Annotated in this window: 11 protein-coding genes; 6 read left to right on the top strand and 5 right to left on the bottom strand. The window is 58.8% G+C overall.

Translation table 11 applies throughout. The annotated features are described in order from the left end of the window. Window positions 1-90: 90 nt before the first annotated feature. From ACL2XO_RS20100 to pstB, 3 genes are read left to right on the top strand one after another with little or no spacing between them, the layout of a single operon-like run. Window positions 91-2,259, top strand: coding sequence for a phosphate ABC transporter permease (locus ACL2XO_RS20100; RefSeq protein WP_413741359.1), 2,169 nt, complete (start codon window positions 91-93; stop codon window positions 2,257-2,259). Continuing rightward, a complete protein-coding gene (pstA, locus tag ACL2XO_RS20095; protein WP_413741358.1) occupies window positions 2,256-3,887 on the top strand; it encodes a phosphate ABC transporter permease PstA in 1,632 nt (543 codons plus the stop codon). The genes ACL2XO_RS20100 and pstA overlap by 4 nt, the downstream gene beginning before the upstream one ends. A gap of 13 nt (window positions 3,888-3,900) precedes the next feature. Beyond that, on the top strand, window positions 3,901-4,716 hold the full coding sequence (gene pstB / locus ACL2XO_RS20090) for a phosphate ABC transporter ATP-binding protein PstB (RefSeq protein ID WP_132926963.1): 816 nt from the start codon (window positions 3,901-3,903) through the stop codon (window positions 4,714-4,716). A 2-nt stretch (window positions 4,717-4,718) separates the two neighbouring features. Here pstB and purN read toward each other — a convergent pair whose 3' ends face one another. Continuing rightward, complete coding sequence (gene purN, locus ACL2XO_RS20085; RefSeq protein WP_413725191.1) at window positions 4,719-5,357, bottom strand: phosphoribosylglycinamide formyltransferase; 639 nt, start codon at window positions 5,355-5,357, stop codon at window positions 4,719-4,721. Next, on the bottom strand, window positions 5,357-6,394 hold the full coding sequence (purM, locus tag ACL2XO_RS20080) for a phosphoribosylformylglycinamidine cyclo-ligase (protein ID WP_413725190.1): 1,038 nt from the start codon (window positions 6,392-6,394) through the stop codon (window positions 5,357-5,359). The genes purN and purM overlap by 1 nt, the downstream gene beginning before the upstream one ends. Before the next feature lie 234 nt (window positions 6,395-6,628). Here purM and upp point away from each other — a divergent pair, with 234 nt between their 5' ends. Together upp and uraA are read left to right on the top strand one after the other, a co-directional pair. Further along, a complete protein-coding gene (upp, locus tag ACL2XO_RS20075; RefSeq protein WP_132928055.1) occupies window positions 6,629-7,255 on the top strand; it encodes a uracil phosphoribosyltransferase in 627 nt (208 codons plus the stop codon). A gap of 54 nt (window positions 7,256-7,309) precedes the next feature. Then, window positions 7,310-8,623, top strand: coding sequence for a uracil permease (gene uraA, locus ACL2XO_RS20070; protein WP_132926969.1), 1,314 nt, complete (start codon window positions 7,310-7,312; stop codon window positions 8,621-8,623). Between the two features lie 352 nt (window positions 8,624-8,975). Here uraA and ACL2XO_RS20065 read toward each other — a convergent pair whose 3' ends face one another. Next, complete coding sequence (locus ACL2XO_RS20065; RefSeq protein WP_413725189.1) at window positions 8,976-9,338, bottom strand: hypothetical protein; 363 nt, start codon at window positions 9,336-9,338, stop codon at window positions 8,976-8,978. Between the two features lie 276 nt (window positions 9,339-9,614). Between ACL2XO_RS20065 and hda the strand changes: the two genes are divergently transcribed. After that, on the top strand, window positions 9,615-10,328 hold the full coding sequence (gene hda / locus ACL2XO_RS20060; protein ID WP_413726985.1) for a DnaA inactivator Hda: 714 nt from the start codon (window positions 9,615-9,617) through the stop codon (window positions 10,326-10,328). A 230-nt stretch (window positions 10,329-10,558) separates the two neighbouring features. On the opposite strand, the gene ACL2XO_RS20055 is transcribed toward hda, so the two are convergent. Both ACL2XO_RS20055 and bcp read right to left on the bottom strand, forming a co-directional pair. Next, the gene (locus ACL2XO_RS20055) at window positions 10,559-12,031 is read right to left on the bottom strand and encodes a M48 family metalloprotease (protein WP_413725188.1); all 1,473 of its coding nucleotides are present in this window, start codon (window positions 12,029-12,031) and stop codon (window positions 10,559-10,561) included. A 132-nt stretch (window positions 12,032-12,163) separates the two neighbouring features. Then, complete coding sequence (gene bcp / locus ACL2XO_RS20050; RefSeq protein ID WP_132926976.1) at window positions 12,164-12,631, bottom strand: thioredoxin-dependent thiol peroxidase; 468 nt, start codon at window positions 12,629-12,631, stop codon at window positions 12,164-12,166.

Raw genomic sequence — 12,631 nt, 5'->3', positions numbered from 1 at the left:
TCTAGAGATTGTCATCATAATATCTTACAGGCAACATAGGCTTCCTTCATCCGCCTAATCGGTGAGATTGTTCCTATATAACAGGATAATATGACAGAAAAACGGCTTTCCACACTGCAAACAGCGCGCCACCGCCGCATAAACGACCGTCTGACCCGTTGTATTGTCAGCGCCGGCGGTTTACTGGTGCTGCTGGCGCTGCTGCTGATGTTTTTCTATCTGTTATATGCGGTATTGCCCCTGTTCCGCTCCCCGGCCATCGAACCGGCGTCCGGCGTCGCGTTGCCTGCGTCATCGGCGCCGCTGGCCTGGGGCGCCGATGAATCTCTTTCCTGGGGATATGGCATCGATAAAGGCGGCCTGGGGCGGTTTATCCGGCTGCGGGACGGGGAAACGCCGGCGGCGGTGCCCCTGATGGCGGATTTTTCCTCCCTGGCGGCCGCCACGGGCGGACAGCCGCTGTATATCATGGCCGACCGCCGCGGCAATATCAGGGTAACGCGGCCGGTGTTCAGCCCTCATCCGGCCGAAACGGCGCAATGGACTTTCCCCTTCGGCGAGGGGCCGCGCGCACTCAGCGATGACGGACTGCCGCTGCGCCATGTGACGCTGGCGCAAACGGATGACGATACGGCGACCATTGCGGCGCAATCGGCCTCCGGAGAAATTGTCTTAGCCCGCATCGGCGCCCGGGATAGGATACGCCGGCTGCCGCCGCCCCTTAACGCCGCCGTCGATGGATTATCCCTGTCCGCCGACGGACGCCAGCTCTATGTGGTGTCCGGCACGCGTCTGAGCCTTTATCAATGGGGGGACGACGGTACGCCGCGTCTGCGGGAGCAGGTGGCGCTGGCGGCCGGCGGGCCGGTGGAGATAACGCCCTTGCCCGCGGACGGTTCGCTGCTGGTGCGGGACAGTGAGGAGAAATTGACGTTATGGTCCGACGTGCCGGCGCCCGGCGGGAACCACCTCACCGCCATCCGGCGCTTTACCGGCCCGATCCGGCCCGGCGCGCAAATCATGGTTTCGCCGCAGCGGCCGCTGTTTGGCGTACTGGCCCCCAACGGTGACTTTTCGCTGTTCAGCGCCCGTGAAAGCAGCCGGCGCTGGTCCGCCAGGCTTCTTGCCGGGGCACGGGCCGCGTTCGCGCCGCGGGAGGCCGGCATCGTGGCGGTGGACGGTCACGGATGGCACAGCTGGCGCCTTAGCCTGGGGTCTCCTGAAGTCAGCTGGCGCACGCTGACGCAAAAGGTCTGGTACGGACATTATCCCGCGCCGGCCTGGACCTGGCAGTCCACCTCCGCAGACGGCCGTGACAGCGGTAAATTCAGCCTGGTGCCGCTGCTGGCCGGCACCCTGAAGGCCGCCGGTTACGCTATGCTGTTCGCCACCCCGCTGGCTCTGGCCGCGGCGATGTATACCGCCTGGTTTATGGCGCCGGTATTGAGGCGCTGGGTCAAGCCCGCCATGGAAATCATGGGGGCGGTGCCCAGCGTGATTATCGGGCTGATCGCCGGTGTATGGCTGGCGCCCCATGTTACCCGGGTGCTGAGCGGCGTTTTACTGCTGCCGGCGGTGCTGCCGGCGGTGATATTGGCCGCCGGCTGGGGTGTAAGCCGGCTGCCGGCCGGTTGGCGCAACCGGTTCGCCCCTGGCTGGGATTGCCTGGTATTGCTGCCCCTGGCGGCGTTCACCGTCGTCCTGATGTGCCGTCTATCGCCGTGGATTGACCGGGTGCTGTTCGGCGTTCCCCTGTCGGAGCGGCTGGGTGAGCATTACAACCCGATGAATGCGCTGGTGGTGGGCATTGCCATGGGATTTGCCCTGATCCCGTTGATGTTCTCGCTGGCGGAGGATGCCTTGTTCAACGTTCCGGTGAGGCTGGTTCAAGGCTCGCTGGCCCTGGGCGCCACTCCCTGGCAGACCTTGTTGGGCGTCACCCTGCCCACCGCCGGCGCCGGCCTGTTTTCGGCGCTGATCCTGGGGCTGGGCCGCGCCATTGGCGAAACCATGATTGTGCTGATGGCCAGCGGCAATATGCCGCGGGTTGACGGCAGCCTGTTTCAAGGACTGCGGGCGCTGGCGGCCAATATCGCCATTGAAATCCCGGAAGCGGCGCAAAACGGCGACCACTACCGCATATTGCTGCTTACCGCGCTGGTGCTGTTTGTATTCACTTTTCTGATTAACACCCTGGCGGAGGCGCTGCGAATGCGTTTGCGCGAGCGTTATCGGCAACAGGACGGAGAGAACGGATGAACGCCTGGTTTCGTTCCGGCCGTCCCTGGATTTGGCTTACCGCCGGTTCGGTCAGTATCAGTTTGCTGGCCATGCTGTCGTTGATTGCGCTGTTGAGCTGGCAGGCAATGCGGCTGTTCTGGCCTCAGCCGGTTTACCAGTTCCAGCTGAGCGCCATGGCCGGGCAACCGGGCCGATTGCTGGGGGAAATAGTCGCCGTCAGGGGACAAGGGGCTTCGGCCGGCAGCGGCGCGGCGCGGACGGCGGACGGGAGGAAATATGTGATTCGTATCGGCGGCACGGATGCGGATCGTGACTTTTATACCGTGGCGGCTGACCGGGTGAGCGCACGGCAACGCCCTGCCGATGTACTGGTGGTGCAGCGGAGCTTTTACAGTAAGGAATATGGTTATTTACAAGGAATGCTGGAAGACGGGCAGCCGCTGACCGCCGTCGATATGCCCCGCGCGCTGCGGCAACGATTGGCGCTGATGGAGACCCAGCGCCGGCTGGCACGGGAACTGCGCGGCGTCGAACGGTCAGGACTGGATCAGCGGGCGGAACGCCTGGATAGCCAGCGGCGGCAATGGATAAAGGCCGGGCAATGGTCGGCCCGCAATCAGGCGGACTTCGGCGCCGCGCAGGCTGAACTTGCGCGCCGGATGGACCAGGTGGACCGGCAACTGGCGACGGTGGAGAAAGAGCTGGATCGGGATCAGCTGGTGCTGCGGGACGCGGAGGGCGCCGTGCGGATGATACCGCTGCGGGAGATAGAAAGCGCCTGGTATCCCAACCATATGACGACCCTGGAAAAAGTGCGGCTGTGGAGCGGACAGGTGAGCCGGTTTGTCGGTGGCTCGGGAGAAGACGCCGACGCCCGCGCCGGCGCTTTCCCGGCCATGGTGGGCACGCTGTTGCTGGTGATGCTGATGTCGGTGATGGTGATGCCGCTGGGGGTGATGGCGGCGATTTATCTGCATGAATATGCGCGTTCAAACTGGCTCACCCGCCTGATACGGATCTCGGTGGGCAATCTGGCGGGAGTGCCGTCCATCGTATACGGCGTTTTCGGGCTGGGATTTTTTGTGTATGTGCTGGGGGGGACGCTGGATAAGCTGTTTTATGCCGATGCCTTGCCCAACCCCACCTTCGGCACCCCCGGCCTGCTGTGGGCGTCGTTGACCCTGGCATTGCTGACGCTGCCGGTGGTTATCGTCGCTACCGAGGAGGGACTGGAGCGTATCCCCTCTTCGCTGCGCCACGGATCGCTGGCCCTGGGAGCGACCCGGGCGGAGACCCTGTGGCGCGTGGTGCTGCCCGGCGCGGCGCCCGCCATGATAACCGGCCTGATTCTGGCGGTGGCCAGGGCGGCGGGCGAAACCGCTCCGCTGATGCTGGTGGGCGTGATAAAATCCGCCCCCATGCTGCCCATCGACGGCGTCTTTCCTTATCTACATCCAGAACGGAAATTTATGCATCTTGGCTTTCAGATCTACGATATGGCGTTTCAAAGCCCGGACAGCGATGCCGCACGTCCGCTGCTGTTTGCCACGGCGCTGTTGCTGATACTTATTGTCATCGGACTGAACCTGGCGGCCATCGGCCTGCGCCACCGCCTGCGGGAAAAATACCGCGCGCTGACGCTTTAATGGAGAACAAGCCATGTCATTGGTAAAGCAGGGTATTTTCCCGCCGGTGCCGGATATCAGCCTGCTGGATGTCGGGCAAACGGCGCTGGAGGCGAAAAGCCTCGCGGTGTATTACAACGGACGGCCGGCGCTGGAGGATATCAGCCTGCGCATACCCAAGCGGCACATCACATCGCTTATCGGTCCCTCGGGCTGCGGCAAATCGACGTTGCTGCGCTGTTTTAACCGCATGAACGATCTTACCGAAGATTGCCGCGTAGAGGGAGAGGTCCGTCTGGGAGGAGAAAATATCTATCATCCGCAGCAGGACGTGGTGGCCTTGCGCCGGCGGGTGGGCATGGTATTCCAGCGCCCCAATCCTTTTCCGAAATCCATCTATGATAACGTGGTCTACGGCCTGCGGCTGCTGGGGATCCGCGATCGTAGGGCGTTGGATATCGCGGCTGAACAGGCGCTGCGCGCCGCCGCGCTGTGGCATGAAGTGAAGGATCGTCTGCGGGAAAACGCCTTCCGCCTCTCCAGCGGCCAGCAGCAGCGGCTGGTCATCGCCCGGGCCATTGCCGTCGAGCCGGAAATTTTATTGCTGGATGAGCCGACATCGGCGCTTGATCCCATCACCACGCTGACCATCGAGGAGCTGATGATCTCACTGAAAGCGCATTTCACCCTGGTGCTGGTGACGCATAACATGCAGCAGGCGGCGCGGGTATCGGATTATACCGCGTTTATCCACCAGGGCCGCCTGGTGGAATTCAGCGCCACGGATCGTTTGTTTACCTCGCCGGCGGAACGTAAAACCGAAGAGTATATTACCGGACGTCTGCGCTAGGCCTAATCCGCCGCGTAGCCGGCCGGCGGCAACGGCAGCCCGTCCAACCGCGCCATGCCGTCCCGCAATTCCAGGCGGCCCTGCAGCAGCCAACGGATAGCCAGGGGATAAATGGCGTGTTCCTGGGTTTTGACGCGCGCCGCCAGCTCCGCTTCATTATCGTCCGGAAACACCGGCACCTTCGCCTGCAAAATCACCGGCCCTCCGTCCAGTTCCTCGGTGACGAAGTGCACTGACGTGCCGTGTTCAGCATCACCGTTGGCCAAGACCTGGCGGTGGGTGTGCAGGCCGGGATAGCGCGGCAGCAGGGAAGGGTGGATATTCAGCAGCCGGCCCGCATAATGGCTGACAAACGCCGGCGACAGGATACGCATATAACCCGCCAGGATGACCGCGTCCGGCCGGTGTTCATCAATGCGTTCCATCAACGCCAGGTCAAAGGCGGCCCGATGGGGATAATCGCCGGGATTAAGGGCATGGGCCGGCAGGCTTCCCTGGGCGGCGCGCTGTAATCCGTAGGCATCGGCGCGGTTGCTGAACACCGCGGCGATCCGCGCCGGAATTTTACCGTCCCGGCAGGCATCCATTACCGCCTGAAGATTGCTGCCTTCGCCGGAGAGAAGCACGACAATCTTTTTCATCAGCGGATGATCACCCGGTCCTCGCCGGTAAGGGGTTCGATCTCCCCCAGCTTCCAGGCGGTTTCCCCCAGGGCGCCCAGCATAGCAAGCGCGCTGTCCGCGCTCTCGGCCGGAACCGCTATCACCATGCCGACGCCGCAGTTAAAGGTGCGGTACATTTCATGGCGGCTTACGTTGCCGGCCTGCTGCAGCCAATGGAATACCGCCGGCCACTGCCAGCTGCTTTCGTTAATCACCGCACGGGTATCCGCCGGCAATACCCGGGGGATGTTCTCCCAAAAACCGCCGCCGGTAAGATGGGCGATGGCATGGATTTCCGTCTGGGCGATAAGCTGCAGCAGCGCCTTGACGTAGATGCGGGTAGGCTGCAGCAGATGATCCGCCAAAGGCGCGCCCTCAAGCTGCGTTTGCAGCGGATCGGTCTGGCTGAACTCCAGAATTTTACGCACCAGGGAGTAGCCGTTGGAGTGGGGACCGCTGGAAGCCAGAGCCAGCAGCGTATCCCCCGCCCGGACTTTACTGCCGTCGATGATCTCTGATTTCTCCACCACGCCGACGCAGAAACCGGCGACATCATAATCCTCACCGTGGTACATGCCGGGCATTTCCGCCGTTTCGCCCCCCACCAGCGCGCAGCCGGCCTGCTTGCAGCCCTCCGCGATGCCGGTGATGACCTGGGCGGCGGTATCCACATCCAGTTTTCCTGTAGCGAAGTAATCAAGGAAAAACAGCGGTTCGGCTCCCTGCACCACCAGATCATTCACACACATCGCCACCAGATCGATACCTATGGTATCGTGACGTTGCAGATCCATCGCCAGACGCAGTTTCGTGCCGACACCGTCGGTGCCGGAAACCAGAATCGGCTCGCGGTATTTCTGCGGTATCGCGCACAGCGCACCGAAGCCACCCAGCCCGCCCATGACTTCGGGACGTTTCGTCTGTTTCACCACACCTTTAATGCGGTCTACCAATGCGTTGCCGGCATCGATATCCACACCTGCGTCTTTATAGCTGAGAGAGGTTTTTTCGGTCACTGCAAGATCCCCACGGAGATGATATGTTGCGGTTTAAATAGGGCGCGGGCAATTCTAACAGCGCGGGCAAACGTTTGCGAGTGGTGTTGTCAAACCATTTGGCTTTTCATTGTCTATAGTGAATTTTAATAATCCATTGATCGGGATCAGCTATTTTCATAGGGCGCGGCAAAAAAAAGGGGTTATAATCTCGCGATTTTTTTGACCGTTCAATGCTTCCTGGGGAGAGTAATGATGAAGATCGTTGAAGTAAAACACCCGCTCGTTAAACACAAGCTTGGTTTAATGCGTGAAAATGACATCAGCACCAAGCGTTTTCGCGAATTGGCATCGGAAGTGGGTAGTTTACTGACCTATGTGGCAACCGCCGATCTCGAGACTGAAAAAGTCACCATCGAGGGTTGGTGCGGTCCGGTTGAAATCGATCAGATCAAGGGCAAAAAAATTACCGTCGTGCCTATCCTCCGCGCCGGCCTGGGCATGATGGACGGCGTATTGGAAAACGTCCCCAGCGCGCGTATCAGCGTGGTGGGCATCTACCGCAACGAGACCACGCTCAAGCCGGTGCCCTATTTTCAAAAGCTGGTGTCGGATATCAACGAGCGCATGGCCCTGGTGGTGGATCCTATGCTTGCCACCGGCGGCTCGATGATTGCCACAATCGATCTGCTGAAAAAGGCCGGCTGCAAAGCTATCAAGGTGCTGGTACTGGTGGCGGCGCCGGAAGGGCTGGCGGCGCTGGAAGCGGCGCATCCCGATATTGAACTCTACACGGCGGCCATTGACGAGGGCCTCAACGAGCAAGGCTACATCATGCCGGGCCTCGGCGATGCGGGCGATAAGTTATTCGGTACCAAATAACATCAAGCCGACCGGAAGGGTCGGTTTTTTTTGATTTTAAATTGAGGAACTCACATGACCCGTCGCGCCATCGCAGTGGATGAACGCCCGCCGTTGCTGCAAACCATCCCATTGAGCTTACAACACCTGTTCGCCATGTTCGGCGCCACCGTCCTGGTGCCGATTTTATTCAAAATCAATCCCGCCACCGTGCTGTTGTTCAACGGCATCGGCACCCTGCTGTATCTGTTCATTTGCAAAGGAAAAATCCCGGCCTATCTGGGGTCAAGCTTTGCCTTTATATCGCCGGTGCTGCTGCTGCTGCCGATGGGATACGAATCGGCCCTCGGGGGCTTTATCGCCTGCGGCGCGCTGTTTTGCATCGTGGCATGGATTGTCAAAGTGGCCGGCACCGGCTGGATCGAGGTGGTATTCCCGCCGGCGGCGATGGGAGCCATCGTATCGGTTATCGGCCTGGAACTGGCGGGCGTTGCGGCCAATATGGCGGGGCTACTGCCTGCCGACGGGGCAAGCGTTGATCACTCCACCGTCATCATTTCCATGGTGACCCTGGCGGTGACGGTGCTGGGGTCCGTACTGTTCCGCGGTTTCCTGGCGATTATCCCGATCCTTATCGGGGTACTGGCGGGTTATGCCCTGGCCTGGTTTATGGGCGCGGTGGACTTATCGCCGGTGGCGGCCGCGCACTGGTTTGCCATGCCGACCTTTTACACACCGCGTTTTGAATGGGTGGCCATTCTGACCATCCTGCCGGCGGCGCTGGTGGTGATTGCCGAGCATATCGGCCATCTGGTGGTCACCGCCAATATCGTCAAGCGCGATCTCCTGCGCGATCCCGGCCTGCATCGTTCAATGTTCGCCAATGGCGTTTCCACCATGCTTTCAGGCTTTTTCGGCTCCACCCCCAACACCACCTACGGCGAGAATATCGGCGTCATGGCCATCACCAAGGTTTACAGCACCTGGGTAATCGGCGGCGCGGCGATATTCGCCATCCTATTGTCATGTATCGGCAAGCTTGCCGCGGCGATCCAGGCGGTGCCGGTCCCGGTGATGGGGGGCGTCTCGCTGCTGCTGTACGGGGTGATTGCCGCCTCGGGGATCCGGGTACTGATTGAATCGAAAGTGGATTATAACAAGCCGCAAAATCTCATCCTGACCTCGGTCATCCTGATTATCGGCGTCAGCGGCGCGAAAATACATATCGGCGCCGCCGAACTGAAGGGCATGGCCCTGGCTACCGTCGTGGGTATCGGCTTGAGCCTGCTATTCAAGGTGATTACCCTGGTCCGCGGTGAAGAAGTGATAATCGACGCTGACAGCACGCCGGTCCTTGACGCCGCCAATCTGGAAAAGCCGGAACGCTAGACCCGCGATCACCCTGCGTGAAGCGGACGTGTTAAAGGGAGACCGTGACAATGGGGCCGAAGCCGCCGTCCGGCGGCGGCCGAAGTGCCCCATGGCGCGGTAGGCCCGCGATCGCCGCGCGTGAAGCGGACATGTTGAAGGGAGCGCGCCTGTCCTGATATTGATTTTCCGCTGGAGCGGCATCTTGCCGCGGTGCAGGAAAGGATTAGCCCACCGGCGGTGCCGGAAATAAAGCTTTATGAGCTACGTCGCCGCTACCGGCAGAAACGCATGAACGCATGCAGTATCTTGACGGCATTACGTTCGCCCGTCGTCGAATAAAACATTACTCATTCTTTTATCAGACTGACCATTAATGATAACTTGTCATAATATCCGTCACTATATTTCTTGGCAGGATTATTCCTTTGGCATAAGCCACCTCTATTTCCATATAAGCGGCCATTAATGTAATAGTATAATTAATCAAATCCAGTTTCAGGGCGACCTTTTCTAAAAACGGGAAATGCCGGGTAATAATTTCAGCATCATTCGTATTGATAAACCCTTGTTTATACGGCTTAAGCAGTAGTGCGGCAACCTCTTCCCTGCTATGTCCGCTCACGTAGGCAAGCCGGATAATTAATACCGTTAATAACGGCGGGGCGCCGGCCGATGTGGTCTGATTGTTTAAGTTATTTATGATTTCCGAGCACTCCAACGGCTGATGTTTCATGTTCTTTACTCCCTGCAATATTCATTGAAATAGCTAATCGGATGGTTTTAAAAAAACTTCAATTCCATTAATACCCCATGGGAACGATAAGCCTCTCCTGTCACGGAACAAACGAGGTTTGCCGTTCCCAATGAGCGTTATGATAAAAAAAGATTTCTAGTTACTTATGGAAAAACGGATTATGTATCAGGCAAATTAACTTTGCCAAGCCATCCTTTCCATATTATCCCCTTTTGAATTTTATGTTAAACTAAACCTGTTATCCTGCCTGTTTGCATTGAGGTAATTCTGACTACGCCGGCACAACTCTCTTTACCGCTTTATCTGCCAGATGACGAAACGTTCGCCAGCTTTTATGCGGGTGAAAATCTGTCGCTGCTGGCGGCATTGCACAGCATGTTAACCGAAGAGCACGGGAGTTATCTTTACTTCTGGTCCCGCACGGGGGGCGGGCGCAGCCATTTGATGCACGCCGCCTGCGCCGAACTCTCCGGCCGCGGGGAAGCCGTCGGCTATGTGCCGCTGGATAAACGGACCTGGTTCGTGCCGGAGGTGATGGACGGCATGGAGCAACTGGCGCTGGTCACCATTGATAATATTGAATGCATCGCCGGTGACGAGCCTTGGGAAATGGCTATTTTCAATCTCTACAACCGGATACAGGAAACCGGGCGAACCCGTCTCATCATCAGCGGCAACTGCCCGCCGCGCCAGCTGAAACTGAACCTGCCGGATTTGGCCTCGCGTCTGGATTGGGGACAAATCTACCGGCTTCAGCCTTTGTCCGACGAGGAGAAAGGCGCCGCCCTGCAGCTGCGGGCCAAACTGCGTGGTTTCGAGCTGCCGGAAGACGTCAGCCGTTTTCTGCTTAAAAGGCTGGAGCGGGATATGCGGACCTTGTCACAAACCCTGGATCAGCTCGATCACGCTTCCATCAGTGCCCAGCGCAAGCTGACCATTCCCTTTGTCAAAGAGATTTTGCATTTATAAAGGCGGCGCTCAACGGCGCCCGAACCGTCGATAACCACAGGGCGTCCCGCCCTCAGACTGCCGATAAAGGTATTTGGAGTCAACAAGGCGGGACAGGCTGCCGGAAGAGTAAACCGTCCGCGCCAAGGATGGCGCGGATCGAGCCTACAAGGATGTATTCACGGCGTGTTTACGATCTGGCAGCCTGTTCCGACCGGGCATTTTGTCAACAAGCTCAGGGCGTCCTGCCCTCAGGATTTCTGGTAAGGCTTGAAGCGTTTTTCCAAATCCCGCAGCTGATCGATCCGGGCATCGTAACGGGCCTGTTGCAGACTGCCCAATTTCACCAGCGAGCTGGCATTGCTTAATGCCCGGACGGCCTGATCGAGCTGGCCGTTCAGCGCCAGGCTTTCCGCGCGCGCCGCCAGTTCCTGATCCCTCATTCCCAAGCCGGCGCAGGCTTGCGCCAGGAGATCCCAGCCGTTGGTATCGTCTTGATGATTGAAGGTGTAACGGTTAAGAAGATGGATGGCATCATTATAACGATGGCCTTCCACGTAAGCGTTCGCCAGATTAAGCAGCAAAACCGGATTGGCGGAATTGTCCTGTACCTTTACCAGCGCCTCCAGCCGGGCAATGGCCTGAGGCGCGCGCTGCTGCGCCAGGTCGATATCGGTCATCAAATCCACGAACCAGATACTGGCCGGCTGTTTGCTGAGCAGCGGTTGCAGGGATCGGCGGGCATCGTCGTATTTTTTCGCCTCTAGAAACAGCACCGCTTCACCATATTGCGCGGCGATTTGCTGACGCGCGTTGCCCTTTTTCCAGTGGGTGAGGGTGTCGTCCCCCAGAACGTTGTTGGTGGTGCTGTACATGCCGAGAATCCGCGCCTTGGCCAGATAAAAGTCCTGTGACGAATCCATCACCACATGCCGCATCTGGTTGGCCCGGTTGCGGATATCCGCCAGGCGGCTCATCGGCAGGGGGTGGGTCAACAGCATTTCCGGCGGGGTAGTGGAATAATGGGTATCGTCCGCCAGCTTTTGCAAAAAATCAGGCATGGCCTGCGGATCAAAACCGGAGCGCTGCAACACCTGAATGCCGACGCGATCCGCTTCCTGCTCGTTGCCCTGGGTAAAGCTGATGATTCCCTGCTGCGTCCCGGCGAGGGTACCGCTGAGCGCCGCCATGCCCATCTGCGGGTTAGCCATGGTCAGCAATATGGACCCCAGCGCGCCGGCCCAGGTCAGAGGCGCGCTGCGTTTTTGATCTTCCATGGCGCGCGCCAGGTGGCGCTGGGTCACATGGGATATTTCATGGGCCAGCACCGAGGCTAGCTGGCTTTCGTTATCGGTATAGCGGAATATCGCCGAATGCACCACCACGTTGCCGCCGAAAAAGGCAAAGGCGTTCAGTTCGTCGTTGCGGATCAGGAAGAAGTGAAACGGGAAATTCACCGAATGGGCATGGGACACCAGAATGTTGCCCAGATGGTTGATATAGGCCTCGAGCAGGGGGTCGTTAATCAGGGGCGAATTGCCGCGCAACTGACGGACATAAAAATCCCCCATCTGTATTTCCTGGCCGATGCTCAGCGTGCTGCCGGCCGTGGTGCCCATATCGGGCAGCTGGTCCGAATCATCAGCCAACAGAAACGGGCAATAGGTCAGGGCCATGGCGGCCAGCAGGCCGGCGATAAGGCTGTTTTTCATCCTTGGTAGCATAAACTCCATCCTCTACCTGAGCCGTAGCGATACAGTCTTTGACAGCGACGGCAACTAAGCGTTCTGGCTTTTTTTCGCGCCGGCAAGCACTGACCGGCCCGCAGGCCGGACAATCATGGCCGGCATGATGAATCAGGCGCCTTTAAGGTAGGCCAGCACGATATCGTGATGGTTACTGGTTTTGAAGTCGTCGAACACCTTCTCAATCTTGCCGTCGAGTCCGATCAGGAAGCTAATGCGATGTATGCCGTCATAGGTTTTACCCATAAAGGATTTTTCACCCCATACGCCGAATTCTTCGGCCACGCTGTGATCGGCATCGGACAACAGGGTGAAATTAAGCAGCTCTTTCTCAACGAATTTCGACAGCTTTTCCGGTTTGTCGGTGCTGATGCCGAGAACTTCCACGCCCGATTTATGCAGTTCGTCCATATTATCACGCAGCCCGCAGGCTTGCACGGTACAGCCAGGGGTCATGGCCTTGGGATAAAAGTAAACCAATACTTTTTGTCCCTGGAAGTCGGTCAGACTAACCTGTTCACCGTCCTGATCGGGCAAGCTAAATTTCGGCGCAGTATCACCGGCTTTCAGTGGCGTCAT

Source organism: Sodalis sp. RH15, from assembly GCF_047324255.1.
Classification (GTDB): domain Bacteria; phylum Pseudomonadota; class Gammaproteobacteria; order Enterobacterales; family Enterobacteriaceae; genus Acerihabitans; species Acerihabitans ligni.
Note: the sequence above shows the minus strand (reverse complement) of the source record. Positions and strands in the feature narration are given on the sequence as shown.